The sequence below is a fragment of the uncultured Megamonas sp. genome (genome assembly GCF_958438645.1).
GTDB lineage: Bacteria > Bacillota > Negativicutes > Selenomonadales > Selenomonadaceae > Megamonas.
In genome coordinates this window covers 214,360-236,250 of sequence record NZ_CAUBSM010000001.1, presented here as the reverse complement: position 1 = coordinate 236,250, position 21,891 = coordinate 214,360, and the positions used below count along the sequence as shown (strand labels likewise).

General features: G+C 31.8%; 22 protein-coding genes. 15 read left to right on the top strand and 7 right to left on the bottom strand.

The genetic code is table 11. The features are described from left to right. Window positions 1-33: 33 nt before the first annotated feature. Window positions 34-1,017 (bottom strand): zinc ribbon domain-containing protein, encoded by a 984-nt coding sequence (locus tag Q5I67_RS01140; RefSeq protein ID WP_302486106.1) that lies wholly within the window; start codon window positions 1,015-1,017, stop codon window positions 34-36. 311 nt (window positions 1,018-1,328) lie between these two features. On the opposite strand from Q5I67_RS01140, the gene Q5I67_RS01135 reads away from it, so the two are divergent. The 3 genes from Q5I67_RS01135 to Q5I67_RS01125 all read left to right on the top strand — a co-directional run bounded on the left by Q5I67_RS01135 (window position 1,329) and on the right by Q5I67_RS01125 (window position 3,082). Continuing rightward, the gene (locus Q5I67_RS01135) at window positions 1,329-1,820 is read left to right on the top strand and encodes a YajQ family cyclic di-GMP-binding protein (protein ID WP_117585011.1); all 492 of its coding nucleotides are present in this window, start codon (window positions 1,329-1,331) and stop codon (window positions 1,818-1,820) included. Between the two features lie 127 nt (window positions 1,821-1,947). Further along, window positions 1,948-2,313 carry a hypothetical protein gene (locus tag Q5I67_RS01130; RefSeq protein ID WP_302486105.1) on the top strand — a complete coding sequence of 122 codons (366 nt, stop codon included), beginning with the start codon at window positions 1,948-1,950 and terminating at the stop codon, window positions 2,311-2,313. A 190-nt stretch (window positions 2,314-2,503) separates the two neighbouring features. Next, on the top strand, window positions 2,504-3,082 hold the full coding sequence (locus Q5I67_RS01125; protein ID WP_302486104.1) for a hypothetical protein: 579 nt from the start codon (window positions 2,504-2,506) through the stop codon (window positions 3,080-3,082). 216 nt (window positions 3,083-3,298) lie between these two features. On the opposite strand, the gene Q5I67_RS01120 is transcribed toward Q5I67_RS01125, so the two are convergent. Beyond that, window positions 3,299-4,927 carry a bifunctional UDP-sugar hydrolase/5'-nucleotidase gene (locus Q5I67_RS01120; RefSeq protein ID WP_302486103.1) on the bottom strand — a complete coding sequence of 543 codons (1,629 nt, stop codon included), beginning with the start codon at window positions 4,925-4,927 and terminating at the stop codon, window positions 3,299-3,301. A gap of 205 nt (window positions 4,928-5,132) precedes the next feature. On the opposite strand from Q5I67_RS01120, the gene Q5I67_RS01115 reads away from it, so the two are divergent. From Q5I67_RS01115 to ahpC, 9 genes are all read left to right on the top strand, one after another. Beyond that, a complete protein-coding gene (locus tag Q5I67_RS01115) occupies window positions 5,133-5,765 on the top strand; it encodes a trimeric intracellular cation channel family protein (RefSeq protein ID WP_296899325.1) in 633 nt (210 codons plus the stop codon). 32 nt (window positions 5,766-5,797) lie between these two features. Beyond that, the gene (locus Q5I67_RS01110) at window positions 5,798-6,712 is read left to right on the top strand and encodes a LysR family transcriptional regulator (RefSeq protein WP_296899322.1); all 915 of its coding nucleotides are present in this window, start codon (window positions 5,798-5,800) and stop codon (window positions 6,710-6,712) included. A 199-nt stretch (window positions 6,713-6,911) separates the two neighbouring features. After that, a complete protein-coding gene (gene rplM, locus Q5I67_RS01105; protein WP_296899320.1) occupies window positions 6,912-7,352 on the top strand; it encodes a 50S ribosomal protein L13 in 441 nt (146 codons plus the stop codon). Between the two features lie 20 nt (window positions 7,353-7,372). Continuing rightward, entirely contained in the window at window positions 7,373-7,765 is a 393-nt protein-coding gene (rpsI, locus tag Q5I67_RS01100) for a 30S ribosomal protein S9 (RefSeq protein ID WP_091695066.1), read from the top strand. A 124-nt stretch (window positions 7,766-7,889) separates the two neighbouring features. Continuing rightward, window positions 7,890-8,828 (top strand): sugar-binding transcriptional regulator, encoded by a 939-nt coding sequence (locus Q5I67_RS01095; protein ID WP_302486102.1) that lies wholly within the window; start codon window positions 7,890-7,892, stop codon window positions 8,826-8,828. An 81-nt stretch (window positions 8,829-8,909) separates the two neighbouring features. After that, window positions 8,910-10,211 (top strand): anaerobic C4-dicarboxylate transporter, encoded by a 1,302-nt coding sequence (locus Q5I67_RS01090; protein WP_296897193.1) that lies wholly within the window; start codon window positions 8,910-8,912, stop codon window positions 10,209-10,211. 338 nt (window positions 10,212-10,549) lie between these two features. Beyond that, window positions 10,550-11,866, top strand: coding sequence for an L-fucose:H+ symporter permease (gene fucP / locus Q5I67_RS01085; protein ID WP_296897192.1), 1,317 nt, complete (start codon window positions 10,550-10,552; stop codon window positions 11,864-11,866). 3 nt (window positions 11,867-11,869) lie between these two features. Continuing rightward, entirely contained in the window at window positions 11,870-12,892 is a 1,023-nt protein-coding gene (locus Q5I67_RS01080; RefSeq protein ID WP_302486101.1) for an aldose 1-epimerase family protein, read from the top strand. A gap of 187 nt (window positions 12,893-13,079) precedes the next feature. Further along, complete coding sequence (gene ahpC, locus Q5I67_RS01075) at window positions 13,080-13,643, top strand: alkyl hydroperoxide reductase subunit C (RefSeq protein ID WP_302486100.1); 564 nt, start codon at window positions 13,080-13,082, stop codon at window positions 13,641-13,643. A gap of 53 nt (window positions 13,644-13,696) precedes the next feature. Here the strand turns inward: ahpC and Q5I67_RS01070 are convergent, their stop codons facing one another. The 5 genes from Q5I67_RS01070 to Q5I67_RS01050 are packed head-to-tail and all read right to left on the bottom strand — an operon-like array spanning window position 13,697 to window position 18,525. After that, entirely contained in the window at window positions 13,697-14,998 is a 1,302-nt protein-coding gene (locus Q5I67_RS01070) for a pyrimidine-nucleoside phosphorylase (protein ID WP_302486099.1), read from the bottom strand. Window positions 14,999-15,024: 26 nt separating this feature from the next. Further along, on the bottom strand, window positions 15,025-16,215 hold the full coding sequence (deoB, locus tag Q5I67_RS01065; protein ID WP_302486098.1) for a phosphopentomutase: 1,191 nt from the start codon (window positions 16,213-16,215) through the stop codon (window positions 15,025-15,027). A 14-nt stretch (window positions 16,216-16,229) separates the two neighbouring features. Continuing rightward, the gene (locus Q5I67_RS01060) at window positions 16,230-17,411 is read right to left on the bottom strand and encodes a NupC/NupG family nucleoside CNT transporter (protein WP_296897184.1); all 1,182 of its coding nucleotides are present in this window, start codon (window positions 17,409-17,411) and stop codon (window positions 16,230-16,232) included. A gap of 19 nt (window positions 17,412-17,430) precedes the next feature. Then, on the bottom strand, window positions 17,431-18,072 hold the full coding sequence (gene deoC / locus Q5I67_RS01055) for a deoxyribose-phosphate aldolase (protein ID WP_302486097.1): 642 nt from the start codon (window positions 18,070-18,072) through the stop codon (window positions 17,431-17,433). Window positions 18,073-18,123: 51 nt separating this feature from the next. Further along, window positions 18,124-18,525, bottom strand: coding sequence for a cytidine deaminase (locus tag Q5I67_RS01050; RefSeq protein ID WP_296897181.1), 402 nt, complete (start codon window positions 18,523-18,525; stop codon window positions 18,124-18,126). Window positions 18,526-18,756: 231 nt separating this feature from the next. On the opposite strand from Q5I67_RS01050, the gene Q5I67_RS01045 reads away from it, so the two are divergent. The 3 genes from Q5I67_RS01045 to argS all read left to right on the top strand — a co-directional run bounded on the left by Q5I67_RS01045 (window position 18,757) and on the right by argS (window position 21,884). Next, the gene (locus Q5I67_RS01045; protein WP_302486096.1) at window positions 18,757-19,665 is read left to right on the top strand and encodes a DUF2156 domain-containing protein; all 909 of its coding nucleotides are present in this window, start codon (window positions 18,757-18,759) and stop codon (window positions 19,663-19,665) included. A gap of 80 nt (window positions 19,666-19,745) precedes the next feature. Continuing rightward, entirely contained in the window at window positions 19,746-20,159 is a 414-nt protein-coding gene (locus tag Q5I67_RS01040) for a DUF1934 domain-containing protein (protein ID WP_296897178.1), read from the top strand. Window positions 20,160-20,228: 69 nt separating this feature from the next. Then, on the top strand, window positions 20,229-21,884 hold the full coding sequence (argS, locus tag Q5I67_RS01035) for an arginine--tRNA ligase (protein WP_302486095.1): 1,656 nt from the start codon (window positions 20,229-20,231) through the stop codon (window positions 21,882-21,884). Window positions 21,885-21,891 lie beyond the last annotated feature (7 nt).

Sequence of the window (21,891 nt, the reverse complement as noted above, 5' to 3'; positions counted from 1 at the left end):
AAACTCCTTTAAAAATATTTTAATTAAATTTATTTACCATAAATCATCAAATAAATTGCTGAAAGTATCTGAAATACTAGAATCATCACCATTATTATCTGAAGAAATATCTTCATCAGTTGAAGGTTCTATTTCCTGTGCTGCAGTGGAGTCGGAGTTATTATCTAAATTGTCGACATGATTTGTACCATCATCGCTTATATCAGCTGGTGTTATTTGTTCACTAGCTGTGCTTAATGGGTCAACTACATTAGTAACAAATTCTTCTGGTGTTTGAATATAATCGTCACTAGAATCTATTGTTGGGCTGATTGTATTAGCAGGATCTGGTGTGTTGATATTTGTATCTGTATGAGGTGCAGCACTAGCTGTAGAGGCAGAGTGGAGCATAGAACTAGCCATAGCACCGACAGCGGCAGCTGCGGCATATTTCCCAACATTTTTTAATGTGCTGTTATTATCATTGTTTTGATTGGCTTGATTATTTGGACTAAAAGCAAATTGTTGATTGCCATGATTATTTGGATTTTGAGGGAAAAATGATGCTTGAGAAGAAAAATTATTAGTAGAAGTAGAAAATGAAGGATTATTTTGTAGGGGAGCACTTTGTTTTAATATATCCATAGCTTGATATAAGTAAGCCATAGCCATATAAAATTTAGCATTTTGATTGCCGAGTAAAGACGATTTTTGAAAGTGATTGATTGCTTTAATATAGTTATGTTGAGGATTGTTTATATCCATATATTGTTGACCTAGAGTAAATTCTTGTGAAGCCATTTGTAAATTATTAGTGTTTACATTGTTGATTTGTTGAGGTTGGGTGTTATTAGTAGATGGTTGTTGATTTTGTGTATTGTAATTAGGTTTTTGAGAAATTGTATTTTGTTGAGATGGTTGAGGTATTTGAGTGGGCTGAGGTGGTGGCGTGATTTGAGTAAATTTAGTGCCACAGTGAGTGCAAAAAGCATTTTCAGCAGGCATTTTAGCTCCGCAATGGGTACAGAATTTATACATAAAAAAGACTCCTTTTATGAATTGAGTTTGATCATTGATAATTTTTTGAATATATGAGTTTATAAAAATACATTCTATAAAATAATTATGCTACTAAAAAATATAAATTCCCATGAACTAATTGTATGGAAATATTCATTGATGGGAATAAAATGTTTAGAGTTTTATATGTAATGGATAAAAAATATAAATAACAAATTCATTTAAGTGAATATTTAACTTTACTATATTTTTTGGACTTTTAGAGCCTTTTTTTATATCTAGTGATATGATAAAATATAAGCACGAATTTTAAAAATGGAGTGATATAAATGGCAAAAGATAGTTCATTCGATATTGTATCTCAAGTTGATATGCAAGAAATGAGCAATGCTGTTAACCAAACAGAAAAAGAAATTTCTCAGCGTTATGATTTCCGTGGTAGTATTGCAAGCATTGAATTAGAAGATAAAGCAATTAAAATCGCAGCAGAAGATGATTATAAATTAAATGCTATCATTGATATTTTACGTGCACGCATGGCAAAGAGAGGTTTATCTTTACGTTCTTTAGAACTTGGTAAAATCGAAGATGCAGCAAAAGGTTCTGTTCGTCAGACTTTGACTATTAAACAGGGTATTTCTAAAGAAAATGCAAAGAAAATTATCGCTGCGATAAAAGCTACAAAATTAAAAGTTAATACACAAATGCAAGGTGAACAAGTTCGTGTTTCTGGTGCGAAAAAAGATGATTTGCAAGCAGTTATACAGACTTTAAAAGCTGGCGATTTTGGTATTGATTTACAATTCATCAATATGAGATAAAAAATTAACCACCGTTTTATGCGGTGGTTTTTTTGTATTTATTTTTAGTAGTGAAGATTTTCGTCTTTGTAGATTATGGAATTTTAATATTTTTAGTAGCATAATAGTTGATAAGGGAGGAATAAAAATGAATATATTGAAAAAATTTTGTTTAATAACTTTATGTGCATTTTCAGTAATATTTTGTGAAGCGATAATACCTATGCAATCAGCTTATGCTTATCAAGAAAATATTTCTCGTGGATATGAATTAATTGAAGGAACATGGCAAGGTAGAGATGGCAGTATAATGAGTATAACGGATAGAGATTTTGGCAAAGCTTCATATAGTGTAAGAAGTGTATCTAATGATGGCAATTATACAGTTGTCACTATCAGTGTAAATGGTGGACGTAGTATAAGTACTTTAACTTTTGACAATAACAATCCTAATTATATGATGTTAAATAATATATCTACAGGATATTCAGCAGATTATGTTAGAGTTGGATAAATGAAAGCTAAAACCACTATTTTAATATTTAAATAGTGGTTTTGTTTTGAGAATAAAGAAGGACTAATAATATTTATTTAGTACATAATAGTATAAAAAAATATATAAATTGTCCTTTGAGGATAAGGATTTTTTAGATATATATAGTATAGTAAAAGTAGAAATTATAAATTATAAGGGAGGCATAATCATGAAATTTATGCGTATTTGTTTATTAGTTTGTGGCTTGATGTTAGCCTTTGTTGGAGTAACATATGCAAGTTCATTTTCTGTTTCCGCAGATAAATATGGAAAAGTAGAAGGTAATGGCATAGAATTTAGTTTTCCAGAAAATAATAAAACCATTCAAATTGCATTTTTGACAAAAGATAATGAAAGATATTTAATTGCAGGTAAAGATGGAGAACCTATTTATGCTGCCCAAATACCAAATGTAAAATATGTAAGAGTAAAGCAAGTATATGATACAGAAACAGGAAAATATGCTTATATTATATCGGGAAGTATAAATAGTATGGGTGATTCAGATTTGTCGCTTTTGATGGGTTATGATGAACAAAAAGAGGCATGGCAACTATATGTAAATCCAATAAATTATTATAATCCTTTAGGAAAACATGCTGAAGGATATATATATGTAGAAAATGGAGAACTTATTTTAGCATATAGCATAATATCTAAACATCCAAAAGCACAAGAATATCATTTCTTCTGGGATGAAAATAGCAATTGGTTCGGTTATAAAGATTATGGAATAGTTCAACATTAATTTTTAAATTAATATATTAAGAAAAAGGCTTGATTTAATAGTTGATAAGATTAAATTAAAAGAAGGATTTACCAGGGATATGAGAAATATAGGGCATTATGGAACTGGTGATTTAGAAATAATTATTAAAGATGAACAAAGTTTTGAAAAGGCTAAAAGTTTAATAGAAAAAGTGTATAATGAAATGTAAAAGCAGGTAAATAATACCTGCTTTTCTTATTTGATGATTGTTATGCGATTTTGACCATATGGGTTGGCATATTCATTGCCGATAGTGGCATTAAGATAATTTTGAATGTATTCGATAATTACATCTGTTTCGGATAGTTCTTCATTTTGAAGTATAGGGCTGTCTTTGAACATTGTCATACCATTGCCAGCGAATTTCAAGATATAAGAAGTTCCACCAATGGTATATTTTTTATTTAAATCTAAATCTTTATCATTTATTTTTACGTCTTGAACACGATAAGCACCATCTACTTTTATGAAATTACCTTTTTCATCAGTTATTACAGATGATGGGATTTTGCTATTAATGGTATAAGTAGCACCAGAGATTTGCATAAATCCACCAAATTCTTCAGGATAGCGGATAACACCCATTTCTAAAGCGTCTAATAGTTGTTGTCCTGTGATTTCTAGGACTACACACATATTGCCAAATGGAAACGTTGTCAAAATATCATTATAGGAAAAATCGCCCATAGGTAATTCATTGCGGATTGCTCCACCATTGCAGATTGCTACGTCAGTATTTAAAATTACTCTATAAGCATCAGTTACAAAATCACCGAGATTTGTTTCGCCATTTCTGACTAAGCGTGTATTAGTATTAGGATCGTTAGTGGTGAGTTTTACTGTATTTGTTCCGATTATTTGATTGAGCAAAGGTGCATATTTATTCTTTTCTTCATTGATTAAGTCGGTGGTTTTTTGATTAGTTTTTGTTAAATCATTGATTAATTCAGTGGAGATTTTACCTTGTGGTGTGATGGTCAATTTACCAATATTTTGAAGTTTAGTGCCTGTTTGAGTGATGAGAACATTTTTTCCTTGTTTATTTTTAGCTATAAAAGTAGGAATAACTTCATGAGAATGACCATCAATGATAGCGTCAATACCTTGTGTATTTTGAGCTACAGCAAGGCTACTCCAACGAGGTGTGATACCACTCATGCCTAGATGAGCTACTAAAAAGACATAATCTACGCCTAGTTTTTTCACTGTATCTACAGTATTTTGGATATTAGTATATAATTTTTTGCCAGTAGCGTCTTCATTAAAGGAATAAATAAAATTGCCCTTATCATTTTGAAAATAAGCAGGTGTAGAAGAGTTGAGAGTTTCAGGTGTTGTAACACCGATTAAAGCTATTTTTTTATCATCAAATTGGAAAATTTTATAAGCTGGCAATAAATTTTTTCCTGTAATTGTATTTACTAAATTAGAACTATAATAACCGCAAGATAATTTGTCGTTTAAAATAAGAAATCTATCCATACCATAATCAAATTCATGGTTGCCAGGAATAGCAAAGTCATAGCCTATTTTATTCATGATATTGGTGATAGCTTCGCCAGTGGATAATTTGCCGATAGGAGCACCTTGAATGGCATCACCTGCGTCGACTAAAGCAATATATGGTGTATCTTGTTGTAAATCTTCTTTGTATTGAGCTAGTTTAGTATATCCTAGATTATCTTCGATAGCACAATGAACATCATTGGTGTATAAGATGACGATATCTTTTTGTATAGCCCATGCAGAATTTGGTATAAAAATAAAACAAAAAGTAAGTAAAACAAGAAATAATTGACGAATTTTTAATGGATAAATTGACATAGTAAACCTCCTTTATATAAAAAATATTTATATAGATATTATATATGAACATTGTTTTTTAGATAATAATTTAATGATTAAAAATATAGATATTCAATAATATCATAGTGATAATTTATGATAATTTGCTAATTTGGTTTATTATTATATAATGTATGCAGAAATTAATATTAGTTGGAAATTTAAAAATGAAAGGTGGCAAGTTATGGTTTTTTTATGGATGTTTTTTGAAATAGCGGGAACGATTGCTTTTGCTGTTTCAGGTGCATTGGTAGGTATATCAAGAAGAATGGATATTTTTGGTATATTGGTATTGGCTTTAAGTACTGCTATTGGTGGTGGTATAATTCGTGATATTTTGGTGGGAAATATACCACCAAATTCATTTAAAACTTCTTTGTATATTGTATTGACTACAGTTACAACATTTATGGTATTTTTTATTTATCGCAGTCAAATTTTAAGATATATGTCGAGAAGAAAACTCAGTAAAATGTATTTGTTGGCGGATACATTAGGCTTAGCATCTTTTACAGTTACAGGGACGACTATAGGATTTAATGCTTATCCAGAATATCCGCTACTTGCTGTTACTTTAGGCTTGATAACAGCAGTAGGTGGTGGTATTATTCGAGATGTACTAGCTCAAAGAATACCATCTGTATTGCAAGAGGAAATATATGCACTTCCTTCAATTGTAGGTGGAATAGTATTTTATCTTGTGGCAAGTAGCAGTAATGATTATTGGTATCTAGCTTCACCAATTTCTTTTTTCGTTGTATTTCTTTTGCGTTCAATAGGTATTTATTATCATTTAAGTTTACCAAAAGTGCGTTAATAGTTTAAATAAATAGGAGTAAAGGGAGTAGTATGACTTTACAACAATTAAGATATATTATAGAAATTGTAAATTGTGGCTCAATGAATTTGGCATCTCAAAAATTATTTGTTTCTCAGCCTAGTTTATCTAATGCAGTAAAAGAATTAGAAAAAGAATTAGGTATAGAAATATTCATTCGTACGAATAAAGGTGTAACCTTGTCTTCCAGTGGACAAGAATTTTTAGGTTATGCAAGGCAGATTATAGAGCAAACGGAATTATTAGAAGAACGATATCATAAGGATAAACCAGCACGAAGATTATTGGCTGTTTCTACACAGCATTATGCTTTTTCTGTAAATGCTTTTGTAAATTTAATCAAAGAATATGCTCAAGATGAATATGAATTTACATTAAGAGAAACAAAGACTCATGAAATCATTGATGATGTAAAAAATATGCGTAGTGAGATTGGCGTATTGTACTTGAGTAAATTTAATGAGCAAGTGATACGAAAAATTTTGCAAGAAAATGATTTGTGTTTTAAAGAATTATTTACAGCAAATCCACATGTGTTTTTATCAGCTAAACATCCATTAGCAGGTAAAAAAATTGTTACTTTTGATGATTTAGAACCATATCCTTGTCTTTCTTTTGAGCAAGGGATATATAATTCTTTTTATTTTGCCGAAGAGATACATTCAACTATATCTCATCGCAAAAATATTTATGTCAGTGATAGAGCGACTTTATTTAATTTGGCTATAGGTTTAAATGGATATACTATATCTACAGGTGTATTGAGTGAAGATTTAAACGGTACAAATATCATAGCTATTCCACTAGATAGTGACGAAAAAATTTGTGTAGGCTATATTTATAATAAATATAATCATTTAAGTAAATTGGCTCAAAGTTATATAAAAAAATTAGAACATTATATAGCCTTAAGTGCAAAGTTGTAGGACTTTTATTAAGCATTGATAAAAATATTGTAAAATTTATTTGATAAAACACTTGACTTTAAAGGTCATTTACTTTAAAATATTTTCGTATGACGTTCGATGACGGCTTCCACTAGCCCCGGAACCGTGCAAAGGACATCTATTGAGAAAAAATATTCAATATTAAATAGTTGAAAATTGTACAGGGAGGGATATACAAGTGAAAACAACATTCATGGCAAACGCTGCTAACGTTGAACGTAAATGGTTCGTAGTTGATGCAGAAGGCCAGACAGTAGGTAGATTAGCTGCTGAAGTTGCAAAAGTACTTCGCGGTAAACATAAACCAACATTCACACCACATGTTGACACTGGTGATTTTGTCATCGTAGTTAATGCTGATAAAGTGGTATTCAGCGGTAAAAAATTAACTGATAAAACTTATTTCCGTCATTCTGGATATCCAGGAGGCACATCTTTTACAACTCCTCAGAAAATGCTTGCAACACAGCCTGAAAAAGTTGTAGAAATGGCTGTTCGTGGAATGCTTCCTAAAAACAAATTAGGTGCACAGATGTACAGAAAACTTAGCGTTTATGCAGGTCCTGAACATCCACATGCTGCTCAGAAACCAGAAGTTTTGGAATTAAATATTAGATAATACTTGGAAGGAGGAACAATATAATGGCAGTATCCTACTACGGCACAGGCCGCAGAAAGACTTCAGTTGCTAGAGTTCGTCTGGTTCCAGGTGAAGGCAACGTTGTAATCAATGGCCGTCATATTGATGAATATTTCGGCATTAAGACTTTAGATTTAATCGTTAAACAGCCTCTTAACTTAACTGAAACAGCTGATAAATATGATGTTATCGCTAACGTTCAGGGTGGTGGCCCTTCCGGTCAGGCTGGTGCTATTCGTCACGGTATTTCCCGTGCATTATTAGAACTCGATGCTGAACTTCGTCCTGCTCTTAAAAAAGCTGGATTCTTAACACGTGACCCACGTGAAAAAGAACGTCGTAAATACGGTCTCAAAAAAGCTCGTAAAGCATCCCAGTTCTCCAAACGTTAATCACATACGATTATCAAAGAGAATACAAAGCTCACAATCTTTCTGGTTGTGGGCTTTTTCTTTTGATTTTGATATGCTAAGATATAAATACTAATTTTGTCTATGATAAAGAGGAGGTGCAATAATGGAGCAAAATAAAGATAGATTAAGCATTGATGTAGCTAAATTATATTATCAATCGGATTATAGTCAGCAACAGATAGCTAACAAGTTAGATTTATCAAGGCCTACAGTATCAAGGTTATTGCAACATGCTAAAGATAAAGGCTTTGTACAGATAAATATCATTGATCCGGTAGAAGATAATAGTGCGTTGGAAGAAGCATTATGCGAAAAATATAATTTAGATGTAGTAAAAATAGCATATGCACCATTAAATACAACAAATGAAATAAAAAAGTCTATAAGTAGAAAAGCAGCGGATTATTTACATGAAATAGCAAAAGATGGAGATATTATTGGTGTAAGCTGGGGAACGACTATTTACAATATGGCATTAAATTTAAAGCATAAAGCTTTAAAAGGTGTGCAGATTGTACAGTTAAAGGGTGGAATAAGCCATTCACAAAGCAATACATATGCGTATGAAGTAGTAGAGTTATTTTCAGAGGCATTTTCGACAGTAGGTCGATATTTGCCATTGCCAGTAATGTTTGATACGGTACAAATAAAAGAATTGATTGAAAAAGATAAACATATTAAAAAGATTTTAGATTTAGGACGACAAGCAAATATTGCTGTATTTACAGTGGGAACGGTAAAAAATGATGCTTTATTGTTTAGGTTAGGCTATATTGATAAAAAAGATAAAGATATTATACAAACTAGAGCAGCTGGAGATATTTGCTCAAGATTTTTTGATGTGCAGGGAAATATTTGTGATAAAGAATTAGATGAACGTACAGTAGGAATAAAATTAGAAGAATTAAAATCTAAAGAAAAACGCATATTAGTAGCAGGCAGTCAACGAAAAATAACAGCAATAAAAGCAGCATTAAAAGGTGAATTTGCAAATATTTTAGTTACAGATCAATATACAGCAGAAGAATTATTAAAAGATTAAACTTATATATTGATAATATATTTAATATATTATTATTCAATAAAATATAATAAGGAGTGGATTTTTATTCTTAGTTTTTGGTTGGAACTGATAGTTATAATTGTTTGTTTAGCTATTGGTGGACGCTTTAGTGGTATTGGTCTTGGTGTAGCAGGTGGTTTTGGTCTTGCTATTTTGACTTTAGGATTTGGTCTTCCTGTAGGAGAAATGCCAACAAGTGTAGTATTCATCATCATGACTGTGATTACATGTGTATCTTTATTACAGGGTGCAGGCGGTCTTGATTATATGATATCTATGGCAGAAAAAATTCTGCGTAAGAAACCTAGTGCTATTACTTTTTTAGGTCCATTAGTATCATATATTTTTACAGTTATTTGTGGTACTTCTTATGTAGCATTTTCTGTATATCCAGTTATTGCAGAAATTGCGATTAATGCAAAGGTACGTCCAGAGCGTGCTATGTCCATGTCAGTTATTGCGTCCAATATGGCAGTTTGTGCTAGCCCTACAAGTGCGATTGCAGCGGCAATGATTGCGATCACTGCACCAATTGGTGTTACTCCACTTAGTTTACTTGCAGTTACAGTTCCTGCTTGTTTGATTGGGGTGTTAGTTGGTTGTTTATTTGTGTATAAACGCGGTGCAGAACTTGCTGATGATCCAGAATTTAAACATCGTGTAGCTACAGGTCAATTCCAAGAAGATTATGTTTTGGAAAGAGATACACAGAAAGCTACTACATCGGCAAAAGTATCTGTAGTTATTTTCTTAATAGCTATTGCTATCATTGTGGGTATGACTTCTCATCCAGAATTATTGCCAAATATTGGTCCAGGTGGAAAACCTATTTCTGTACCAACTTTATTGCAAATCATGATGCTTGCTACAGGTGCTATAATCATGGTAGTTTGTCGTGTGCCTAGAGAAAAATTAGACTCTGGTTCTGTATTTAAATCGGGACTTATCGGAGCTGTAGGTATTTTAGGTATTTCCTGGATGACAGATACATTTTTTGCTACACATTTAAAATTTATCACAGATGTTTTTGCTCAGACATTGATACAATATCCTATGCTTTTTGGTGCAATGTTATTTGTTACTTCAATGGTATTGTATAGTCCAGCAGCGACAGCTGTAGCACTGATGCCCATTGGTGTATCTTTAGGATTACCAGCAGAAGTCTTAATCGGTCTTATACCAGCTACTTGTGCAGTATTTATTATTCCAGGTGGAGCTCAAATCAGTTGTGTAGCTTTTGATCGTACAGGAACAACTAAAATTGGTCGTTTTGGCTTTAATCATAGTTATTTAATTCCAGGTTTAGTTGCTATGGTAGCTTCTACAATATTGTCTTTAATTTTAGCATATATTATATTTTAAATTTATTTAGATATAAAACCCTGCATTTAGATTGATGAATGTGGGGTTTATTTTTATAAATTTTTAATTGAATGTAGAATAAAAATTTTTAGAAAATATTGACTTAGATAAATATACATGTTACTATATAAATGTAATTTTTTGATTTGATTTTTAGTAAAACGTTTTATTTAAATATATCTTATAATGAGAAGATATATTTTTATTTTATAATTTTTAGTAAAACGTTTTATTTAAATGATAAGAAAGAGGAGACGTGAATTTTATAGGAGAAAATTATTTATTTTTAGTTAAATTCTATAAAAACTTTTGATATAAATTTTTAAGGAGAGTTAAAAATGACAGAAAGCAGTAAATTAATTCAGTATGATGATGGTTATTTGAATAAGACACCAATATTCCAATTTGTGTTATTATCTTGTTTATTTGCACTTTGGGGTGCGGCAGCTAGTTTAAATGATATTTTGATTACACAATTTAAATCAGTTTTTACTTTGAGCGATTTTGCTAGTGCTTTAGTACAAAGTGCTTTTTATGGTGGGTATTTTTTAATTTCTATACCAGCATCTGTAGTTATTCGCAAAACTACATATAAATTAGCAATTATGATTGGTTTAATTTTTTATATCGGTGGTTGTAGTTTATTTTTCCCAGCTTCTATGATGGCGACGTATACTATGTTTTTAGTAGCTATTTTCTCCATTGCTATTGGTCTTGGTTTCTTAGAAACAGCTTCTAATACTTATAGTACTATGCTTGGCCCTCGTAAATATGCAACACTTCGCTTAAATATTAGCCAAACATTCCAGCCAATTGGTTCAGCATCTGGTATCTTACTTGGTAAATATTTAGTTTTCCAAGAAGGTGAGAGTTTAGCAAGTCAGATGGCTCAAATGACTCCAGATCAAATTCATTTATTCAGATTACAGATGTTACAACATACTTTAGAGCCTTATAAAATTATGATTTGTATTTTAGTAGCTATTTTTATTCTATTCTTAATCACTAAATATCCAAAATGTAAGGTAAAATCAGTAGCAAATAACCAAAATACGCCAAAAGTAACTTTAGGCGAAACTTTAAAATATCTTTCTGGCAATAGCTTATTCAAAAAAGGTATTGTAGCTCAATTCTTATATGTAGGTATGCAAGTTGCAGTTTGGTCATTTACCATTCGTTTAGCTTTAGATTTAATGCCTCATATTAATGAACGTATGGCAGCAGATTTCATGGTAATTAGCTTTGCTTGTTTCTTCGTTGGTAAATTTATTGCGAATTTCTTGATGACTAAGTTCTCTGTAAATAAAGTTTTATTAGCTTATGCTATTATTGGTTGTATTTTAATCTTATATGTAGCATTTATTCCAAATTTAACAGCTATTTATGCAGCAGTAGCTATCAGCATTTTACTTGGACCTTGCTGGGCAACTATTTATGCTGAAACATTGAAATCCGTAGAGAAAAAATATACAGAAACTGCAGGGGCAATAATTGTAATGTCTATCATCGGTGGTGCTTTCATGCCAGCAGTACAAGGTTTTGTATCCGATATGGTAGGCTCTATGCAATTTTCCTTTATTGTTAATTTCTTCTGCTTTGCTTATATAGGTTGGTATTTCTATTACAAAATGAAACTTGAAAATAAAGAGGGTTAATTTATGAATACGAAGATATATTTACAGCGTAGTTTTTTTGCTGAAAATGTAAAAACTATCATGGAAAATGATGAATTTAAAGTAAATTTATTTAAATATAATTCAGGTGTAGAAGCGATAGAAGTAATAAATTCTCGTGGTAAAATCATTGTTCTTCCTTATATGGGACAGATGATTTGGCGAGTTGAATTTGATGGCATTGATTTGACCATGAAAAATATGTTTTCTAGACCAAGAAAAGTGAATAATATTTTAGATACTTATGGTTGTTTTGCTTTTCATTCAGGTCTTTTAGCTAATGGTTGTCCATCAAGTGAAGATACTCATCCAATGCATGGTGAATTTTGTTGTGCTGACTTAGATGCTACATGGCTTGAATTTAATGAAAATGAAGTTATTATTGGCGGTGAATATGAATATTGCCAAGGTTTTGGTTTTAAATATTTAGCTAGACCTAGTGTAAGTTTGAAAGCAAATGCTACAAATATAAAAATCAGCATGCAAGTAAAAAATCTTACAAGCGTAGAAATGCCATTACAATATATGTGTCATATAAATCACCATTATGTGGATAAAGGTGAATTCAAAGCTAATATACCAGATGAAGCTTTTAAATTGCGTGAAAGTATTCCTAGTCATATAAAACCTACGAAAGAATGGTTTGCTTATACTGATGAAATAAAAAAAGTACAAGTTGAAGGAAAAACTTTGACTAAATTGGAAAATCCTGATTTATATAATACAGAAGTGGTATTTCTAGCTGATAGACTTGATAAATACACAGATGAAGCTATAGTAGAAATTAATTCTCCAGAAGGCTATGGTTTTAAAACTCAGTTTTCAACTAAAGATTTTAAATATGGTACACGTTGGATTATGTACACACCAGAACAGCAAGTATCTTCTTGCATAATTCCAGGAACATGTAGACCAGAAGGATTTTTAGCAGCAAAAAAAGCTGGTAGTCTACTTATGTTACAACCTAATGAAGAAAAAACATTTAGCGTAATTACTGGTTTAAAATAATAAGTAATAATAATATATTTTGCTTAGAGATATTAATAGTTAATTTAATTATTGATATCTCTTTTTTTTATTTTATAAAAGATAATGATAATTATTATTGACTAATGAAAAGTAAAATGATATTATATTAGCATAAAATAATAATTATTATCAATTAGAAAATATTATTTAAATGGAGGACAGTAAGATGTCATTAATTAATAAAGAAATCGTTGATTTTAAGGTTCAGGCTTTTGTTGATGGTGAATTTCGTGAAATAACAAAGGATGATGTTTTAGGGAAATGGTCAGTATTTTTCTTTTATCCTGCTGATTTTACTTTTGTTTGTCCGACTGAACTTGAAGATTTAGCTGATAAATATGTTGATTTTAAAAATATAGATTGTGAAATTTACAGTGTATCTTGTGATACTCATTTTGTGCATAAAGCATGGCATGATGCATCTGATACTATCAAGAAAATTAAATATCCAATGCTTGCTGATCCAACAGGATTATTAGCACGAGCTTTTGATGTGATGATTGAAGAAGATGGTATTGCAGAGCGAGGTAGCTTTATTGTAAATCCAGAAGGTAAAATCGTAGCTTATGAAGTAATCATGGGAAGTGTTGGCAGAAATGCTGATGAATTGCTTCGACGTGTAGAAGCTGCTCAATTCGTAGCGAAACATGGTGGTGAAGTTTGTCCTGCAAGATGGAAGCCAGGTGCTAAAACATTAAAACCAAGTATTGAATTAGTTGGGAATATTTAATAAAAAAGACTGCTAAAAAATTTTTAGCAGTCTTTTTCATTAAGGAGATTATTTTATTCAGTGATAATTGTATGAATTAATGTTGGAGCTGTAGCTATATCTGCGATAAAGATGTTGTCGTATAATTTTTGTTTTACATCTTCAACGTTTTCGCGGTTGCTGTAGATAGTGAGAATAGATTCGCCTTCTTCTACTTTATCGCCAACTTTTTTATGAAGTACAAGACCAACAGCTAAATCAATTACATCTTCTTTTGTAGCACGTCCAGCACCTAAAATCATGGAAGCAACACCGATTTCATCAGCTACCATTCTGGAGATATAGCCAGATTGTTTTGCTGGTAATTCAATTTTATATTTTGCCTGTGGTAATTTTGTTAAATCATCAACGATAGAAGCGTCTCCACCTTGATTAGTTAAGAAATCTTTAAATTTAGCTAAAGCTTTTCCGCTGTGAATTGCATCTAAAAGCATTTCTTTTGCTTCTTCAGTAGTTTTTGCTTTACCTGCAAGGATTACCATTTGACTACCTAAAGTTAAAACAAGTTCTGTTAAATCTTTTGGCCCTTTTCCTTGAAGTGTTTCGATAGCTTCTTTTACTTCTAAAGCATTACCAATAGCAAAGCCTAAAGGCTGAGACATGTCAGAGATGATAGCGATTGTTTTTCTGCCAACATGATTACCGATGCGTACCATAGCATGAGCGAGTTCTTCTGCATCTTTTTGAGTTTTCATGAAAGCGCCATCGCCAGTTTTTACGTCTAAAACGATTGCGTCAGCACCAGCTGCGATCTTTTTACTCATGATAGAGCTTGCGATAAGTGGAATAGAATTTACTGTACCAGTTACATCGCGGAGTGCATATAATTTTTTATCTGCTGGAGTTAAGTTACCGCTTTGTCCAATAACTGCAACTTTATCTCTATTTACTAAATCAATGAATTGTTCACGAGTGAGTTCTACATGAAAGCCTGCGATAGATTCTAATTTATCGATTGTGCCACCAGTATGACCTAAGCCACGACCAGACATTTTGGCTACAGGTACACCAAGAGAGGCAACGAGCGGAGCTAATACGAGAGTGGTAGTATCACCAACGCCACCGGTGGAATGTTTATCAACTTTAATACCTTCAATGCCAGAAAGGTCTATGGTATCACCAGATTCTACCATGGCACGAGTTAAATCAGCACGTTCACGGTCATTCATATCTTGGAAATAAATAGCCATAGCCAAAGCACTTGCCTGATAATCTGGAATATCTCCTTTTGTATATCCTTCGATAAAGAAATTAATTTCCGCAGTTGTTAATTCTTTGCCATCACGTTTTTTTTCAATAATATCTACCATACGCATAAATAAGCACCGTTCCTTTTGTTAATTTAGTTTAAGTTATCTAAGAATGATTGACCGTATTTTGGCATTTCGACAGCAAAATTATCAGCGATAGTAGCACCTAAATCAGCGAATGTTTTTCTAATAGGAATGCTACCATAATTTTTAAATTGTTTGCTGTAGATTAATAATGGCACATATTCACGAGTATGGTCAGTGCCTTTATATGTTGGATCATTGCCATGGTCAGCAGTAATTACGAGTAAATCATCATCATGCATTTTAGCAAAGACTTCTGTCAATCTAGCATCGAATTCTTCGATAGCATCACCATATCCGATAGGATCACGACGATGACCAAATTTAGCATCAAAATCTACGAGATTTGTGAAGCTAAGACCTGTAAAATCTTCATCTAAAATATTTATAAATTTATCCATACCGTCCATATTGGAAACTGTGCGGATAGCTTTGGTAACACCTTCACCATCAAAAATATCGCGGATTTTGCCGATAGCGATAGAAGCAAAATCAGCATCTTGAAGGCTATTCATCACAGTTTTACCAAATGGTTTTAAAGCATAGTCATGTCGATTAGCTGTGCGAGTGAAGTTTTCTTTGCAAGTGCCAATATAAGGACGAGCGATAATTCTACCTAATTGATATTTGCCTTCACGTGTGATATCTCTACAGAATTGACATATGCGATAAAGTTCATCAAGAGGAATGACTTCTTCGTGGGCTGCAATTTGAAGTACAGAATCGGCTGAAGTATAAACGATTAAATCGCCAGTTTTTAATTGATGTTCTCCGTATTGTTTAATGATTTCTGTACCACTTGCAGGGCAGTTGCCAACGATTTTTCTACCAGAGAATTTTTCGATTTGAGCGATTAAATCATCAGGAAAACCATCAGGGAAGACCTGAAATGGTTTATCTATATAAAGTCCCATCATTTCCCAATGACCTGTCATAGTGTCTTTACCGCAAGAGGCTTCTTGCATTTTTGTATAGTATCCAAGGGAAGGACAAACAGTATTGACTCCTCTGAGTTTATAAATATTAGCAATACCTAATTTTTCTAGATTAGGTATATTTAAGCCATTTTTGGCTGTAGCAATATGCAGGAGTGTATTAGTACCGATATCATCGAAGTTTTTAGCATCAGGAGCTTCACCAATGCCTACTGAGTCCATAACTACAACATGAATGCGTTTGAATTTTTTAATGTTTTTCATAGTATCACCTGATTTTAAATTATTAAACTCACAACTGTAGCATTTAAAATACTAACTAATGTTGCACCATATAACAATCTAAGTCCAAAGCAAGCGACTACATTTCCTTTTTCTTCGTTGAGTGCTTTGACTGCACCAGCGATAATACCAATGGAAGAGAAGTTAGCAAAAGATACCAAGAAAATGGATACAATAGCAACGCTTTTTGCGGAAAGAATAACTGTACCATTAGAAAGTTGCATCATAGCTACGAATTCATTTGCGACTATTTTTGTTGCCATTAAACTAGCAGCATCTACACATTCGCTCATTGGAATTCCCATGAAAAAGGCAAATGGGGAGAAAATATAACCGAGTATTTCTTGGAAGGAAATACCGATAATTCCTAAAAATACATTGTTGATTAAGGTGATAATGCCGACGAAACCAATCAGCATAGCACACACAATAACACCAACTTTGAAACCGTCTAAGATGTATTCGCCTAGCATTTCGAAGAAAGATTGTCGTTTAGTTTCTGCTACTATTAGAATATCATCTTCTGGTTTAACTTCATAGGGATTTATGATGGAAGCGATAATAAATCCACCAAAAAGATTTAAAACGAGAGCTGTAACTACATATTTAGGTTCAATCATGACCATATATGCTCCGACGATGGACATAGAGACAGTGGACATAGCAGAAGCACATAGAGTATATAAACGATTAGCAGGAAGTGGACCGAGCAATTTTTTTACAGAAATGAATACTTCAGATTGACCTAAGATAGCGGAAGCTACTGCATTGTAAGACTCAAGTTTACCCATGCCATTTACTTTGCTTAAAGCAAGGCCTATATATTTAATGATAAAAGGCAATATATGCCAATGCTGTAAAATACCAATTAAAGCCGAGATAAAAGTGATTGGCATTAAAACACTCATAAAGAATATAGGATCATCAGGATTAGCTAATCGGCCAAAAACGAAATTTATACCTTCTCTAGCACAATTTAAAAGTGCTGTAAAACCGTTAGCAATTGTACTGATTAAAACATTACCAGCGGAAGTATTTAAGAGTAAAAATCCCAAAATAAATTGAAGGATAAGCATTATAAAAATTGGTCTGTATTTTATTTTTTTGCGATCATTACTAGCAATAAAAGCCATACCAAAAACTAATGCAAGGCCAGCGATACCAATAATATATTGCATGGTGATATCCTCCGTGATTTTATTTTAATAATTTAACGCCAGCACTAGCACCAATGCGGTTAGCACCAGCTTCGATCATAGCGAGAGCTTCTTCATGAGTATGCACACCACCAGAAGCTTTTACACCCATATCAGTTCCTACTGTTTTACGCATGAGAGCAACATCATAAACAGTGGCACCACCAGTAGAAAAACCAGTAGAAGTTTTTACAAAATCAGCACCTGCTTTTTGAGAAAGTTCGCAAGCTTTGATTTTTTCTTCATCTGTTAATAAACAAGCTTCGATAATTACTTTTACAAGAGCTTTATCTTTAGCTACTTCTACGATTTTTTGAATTTCATTTTCAACATAGTCATATTCTTTATCTTTGAGCATAGCTACGTTGATTACCATATCGATTTCTTGAGCACCTTTTTCGATGGCATCTTTAGCTTCAAAAACTTTTACTTCTGTTGTATTTGCACCTAAAGGAAAACCGATTACAGTACATACTTTAACATCTGTATTTTTTAATTCTTGATGAGCAAGTTCAATCCAGCAAGGATTTACACAAACAGAAGCGAAATCATAAGATTTAGCTTCATCAAGTAATTTTAAAATTTCATCTTTAGTAGTATTTGGTTTTAAAGCTGTGTGGTCAATTAATTTGTTGATATTCATGAATGTATACCCCTTTTTAATTTGTAGATTAATTAATGATTGATAAAAATTTTATTTTTGTAAATCTTCTTTAGTAAAAGCACCTGGCAAGATTTCGTCCATTGTTTTTACGATATATTCTGTAGGGCTTTTACCTAAAATGATTTTTATATCTTTAGTGGCAAATTCAACTATTACTTGGCGACAGATACCACATGGATAAGTGTAGTCATTTTCTACGCCAACGATGGCAATGGCTTTGATTTTTTGATTTCCTTCAGAGATTGCTTTAAAAATAGCTGTTCTTTCAGCACAATTAGTAGCACCATAAGAAGCATTTTCGATATTACAACCAGTGTAAATTTTATCGCTATCGGTTAATACGGCAGCTCCTACTTTGAAATTAGAATATGGAGCATAGGCATTAGCACGGCCTTCGTAAGCTTTTTTTACTAGTAAATCGCAATCTATCATGGTGAAAACCTCCTATTGATAAAAAGTATATATTTAAAATTTTAAATTAAAAGAAAATTTTTGCTTTATTAAACAAGCTAATTATAATTCATTTTTGAACAAATGTAAATATTAAAATGAGAATAATTTCAAAAACTTTATTGCAAATGAATATAGCTAATTTAACAATAACAATCCTTGCTTTAAATAATTAAAATTTGTTATAATGTATCTTTAGATTAAAAAAAGAAGGTGATTACAATTATTTTTAATGAATTGACTATAAATGATAAAGATAGATTAGATAGCTTTTTTAAATTAAATTATCATGAAAATTCGCATTTGAATTTTACAAATTTGTTTATGTGGCGTAAAGCATATAACATTATGTGGTGCATTGAAGATGATATTTTATATTTTAAGGCTAAATATAATAATGATGAATTTGCATTAGAACCTCTTTGCAAGCAAGATAGATTGTTTGAAGCAGTAGATAATTTAAAATCATATTTTGAAGAAAGAGGTATGGAACTCACTTTTTCAGGTTTAGAGGAAAATGTAGTAGAACAATTAAAATCTTATCCAAATGGTGAGTTTGAATTCAATACTAATATAGATGATGATGATTATGTATATAATTCAACTGATTTGATTAATTTATCTGGACGAAAATTTCATTCTAAGAAAAATCATTTAAATAGTTTTAGAAAAAATTATCCAGAGGCTAAATATTTACCAATTAATAATGATATAATAACATTGTGTAAGATTACGATTAATGGTTGGTATAAAAAACGTTTAGCACTTACTCCTGATGATCCATTTATTAAAGCAGAGCGAGATGCTATCATTGAAGTGCTTAATAATTTTGAGCAATTAAAATTAAAAGGTGGAGCACTATTTTTAGTTAATAAAGTAATGGCTTTTACTTTTGGTGAACAGTTAAATAAAGATACAGCTGTAATTCATGTAGAAAAAGCTGATCCTGATGTCAATGGTGCTTATACTGCAATAAATCAGGCTTTTGTGGCTAATGAATGGCAAGATATGACTTATATTAATCGTGAAGAAGATATGGGGATTGAAGGTTTGAGAAAAGCAAAACAATCTTATCGCCCTGTGAAAATGATAAAAAAATTTACAGCTAAATTTAAAAGATAATTATTTAAATTATAGTTGGCAAGGTATAAAGATTAAGTTATAATAAAACTTAGTGTGTTTATAGGGAGATTGTTTATTTAATGAATAAACTTATTGTTAAAATTAACAGTAAACAAAATAGTGATAAACAAGATATGATAAGAATGCAAGCACTTGCTAATGCATATGACAAAAATGGTATTTTGTATGTCATCTATAAAGAACAAGATTTAAATGAAAAACAAGAGACTTCCACGATGTTGAAAATACAAGAAGATAGCTTAACGCTTACAAGAACTGGCGGAGTGCAACAACAGCAGTTCTTTGCTCAAGGTCAGGAAAGCGTTAGTGAATATGTAACACCTTTTGGCAATTTAAAGATGAAGGTGAAAACACATCGTTTAAAAATGATTACAGGTGTAAAACGTGTTATAAAAATAAATTATGCCTTATATATAAATGATAGTTGGCAAAGTGATAATGAACTTGTGATTAAATTAGAGCCAGCAAATTAAGTTTACTAATTATATGTTGTTAATATACAATTAATATAGAGATAAATATAAAACTTAGGAGGATTTTGATTGGATACTAAAGATTTGCTTATACAAGCCATCAAAGATGCAGTTGCAAAAGCTATAGCTGAGCAGGCACTTCCTGAAGGACAGTTACCTACTGTTATCTTAGAAGTACCACCAAAAAAAGAATTGGGTGATTTTGCATCTAATATTGCTATGCAATCAGCTAGAGTTTTTCATGTAGCACCAAGAAAAATTGCTGAGGAAATTGTAAGCCGTTTAGATGCTACTTTTTTGGAAAAAACAGAAATTGCAGGACCTGGATTTATTAATTTTTACTTAAAATCTGATGTTATTTATGATTCTTTAGCTAATTTATTAAAAGCCGGCAGTGAATATGGTAATTTACCAAAACAAGAAACACCAAGAATTCAAGTGGAATATGTAAGTGCCAATCCAACTGGTCCACTTCATGTAGGTCATGGTCGTGGAGCTGCTTTTGGTAGTGCTTTAGTAAATCTTATGCGTGCAGCAGGATATAATGTTTCTAGTGAATATTATATTAATGATGCTGGAAAACAAATTGATAACTTAGCATTATCTGTAAATGCTCGTTACCTTGAATTATTAGGTAAAGAAGTAGAGTTTCCAGAAAATGGTTACCATGGTCAAGACATCATTGAGACAGCAAAACGCATTATTGCCAAAGATAATGATAAATATTTAAATATGTCTGATGAAGAAAGATTATCCATCTTTAAAGAATTAGCATTAAAAGAAAAATTAGCTGCATTAAGAGAAGATTTGGATGCATTTAATGTTCATTTTGATGTATGGTTCAGTGAAAGAACACTTCATCCAGATGCTGTAAAAGCTGTTTGTGATAAACTTTTAGCTAATGGCAATATGTATGAAAAAGATGGTGCTTTATGGTTAAAATCTACTGCTTACGGTGATGATAAAGACCGTGTAGTTATCCGTGATAATGGAGTGCCTACTTATTTAGCAGCAGATATTGCTTATCATAATAATAAATTTGAACGCAAATTCGATAAACTCATTAATATTTGGGGTGCTGATCATCATGGTTATGTTTGTCGTGTAAAAGCAGCAATGGCAGCACTTGGCTATAATCCAGATGATTTAGAAGTTTTATTATTACAGATGGTAAGCCTCTATCGTGATGGCGAACTTGTAAAAATGTCTAAACGTACAGGTCAAAGTGTAACATTATCTGAATTGATTGAAGAAGTTGGTGCTGATGCAGCTCGTTTCTTCTTTATCATGCGTTCTTTAGATAGCCAACTTGATTTTGATTTAAACTTGGCAAAATCCCAATCTAATGAAAATCCTGTATACTATGTTCAATATGCTCATGCTCGTATTTGTAGTATTTTCCGTCAAATGAAAGAAGCTGGCATAGAAATAACTGAAAATCCTCAGCTTTCTCTATTGACAGATGAGGCAGAAATTGCTTTAATTAAAAAGTTATTATCTTATCCAGATGAAATTGCAACAGCAGCTAAAAACAAAGCTCCACATCGTATTGCAACATATGTACATGATTTAGCATCTACTTTCCATAGTTTTTACAATAAATGCCGTATCTTAGGTGTAGATGCAAAATTAGCAGGAGCAAGACTTGCTCTTTGTTTAGCAGTAAAATATGTATTAGCTCATGCACTTGCAATTTTAGGTGTTAGTGCACCAGAAAAAATGTAATAATTTT

Excerpts from the sequence above, each read along its gene's own strand:
- Q5I67_RS01120 (WP_302486103.1), bottom strand. The coding sequence starts at position 4,927 with ATGTCAATTTATCCATTAAAAATTCGTCAATTATTTCTTGTTTTACTT.
- Q5I67_RS01130 (WP_302486105.1), top strand. The coding sequence starts at position 1,948 with ATGAATATATTGAAAAAATTTTGTTTAATAACTTTATGTGCATTTTCA.
- fucP (WP_296897192.1), top strand. The coding sequence starts at position 10,550 with ATGACAGAAAGCAGTAAATTAATTCAGTATGATGATGGTTATTTGAAT.
- Q5I67_RS01095 (WP_302486102.1), top strand. The coding sequence starts at position 7,890 with ATGGAGCAAAATAAAGATAGATTAAGCATTGATGTAGCTAAATTATAT.
- Q5I67_RS01040 (WP_296897178.1), top strand. The coding sequence starts at position 19,746 with ATGAATAAACTTATTGTTAAAATTAACAGTAAACAAAATAGTGATAAA.
- Q5I67_RS01080 (WP_302486101.1), top strand. The coding sequence starts at position 11,870 with ATGAATACGAAGATATATTTACAGCGTAGTTTTTTTGCTGAAAATGTA.
- Q5I67_RS01060 (WP_296897184.1), bottom strand. The coding sequence starts at position 17,411 with ATGCAATATATTATTGGTATCGCTGGCCTTGCATTAGTTTTTGGTATG.
- deoB (WP_302486098.1), bottom strand. The coding sequence starts at position 16,215 with ATGAAAAACATTAAAAAATTCAAACGCATTCATGTTGTAGTTATGGAC.
- Q5I67_RS01115 (WP_296899325.1), top strand. The coding sequence starts at position 5,133 with ATGGTTTTTTTATGGATGTTTTTTGAAATAGCGGGAACGATTGCTTTT.
- Q5I67_RS01110 (WP_296899322.1), top strand. The coding sequence starts at position 5,798 with ATGACTTTACAACAATTAAGATATATTATAGAAATTGTAAATTGTGGC.
- Q5I67_RS01140 (WP_302486106.1), bottom strand. The coding sequence starts at position 1,017 with ATGTATAAATTCTGTACCCATTGCGGAGCTAAAATGCCTGCTGAAAAT.
- deoC (WP_302486097.1), bottom strand. The coding sequence starts at position 18,072 with ATGAATATCAACAAATTAATTGACCACACAGCTTTAAAACCAAATACT.
- Q5I67_RS01070 (WP_302486099.1), bottom strand. The coding sequence starts at position 14,998 with ATGCGTATGGTAGATATTATTGAAAAAAAACGTGATGGCAAAGAATTA.
- ahpC (WP_302486100.1), top strand. The coding sequence starts at position 13,080 with ATGTCATTAATTAATAAAGAAATCGTTGATTTTAAGGTTCAGGCTTTT.
- Q5I67_RS01050 (WP_296897181.1), bottom strand. The coding sequence starts at position 18,525 with ATGATAGATTGCGATTTACTAGTAAAAAAAGCTTACGAAGGCCGTGCT.
- Q5I67_RS01125 (WP_302486104.1), top strand. The coding sequence starts at position 2,504 with ATGAAATTTATGCGTATTTGTTTATTAGTTTGTGGCTTGATGTTAGCC.
- Q5I67_RS01135 (WP_117585011.1), top strand. The coding sequence starts at position 1,329 with ATGGCAAAAGATAGTTCATTCGATATTGTATCTCAAGTTGATATGCAA.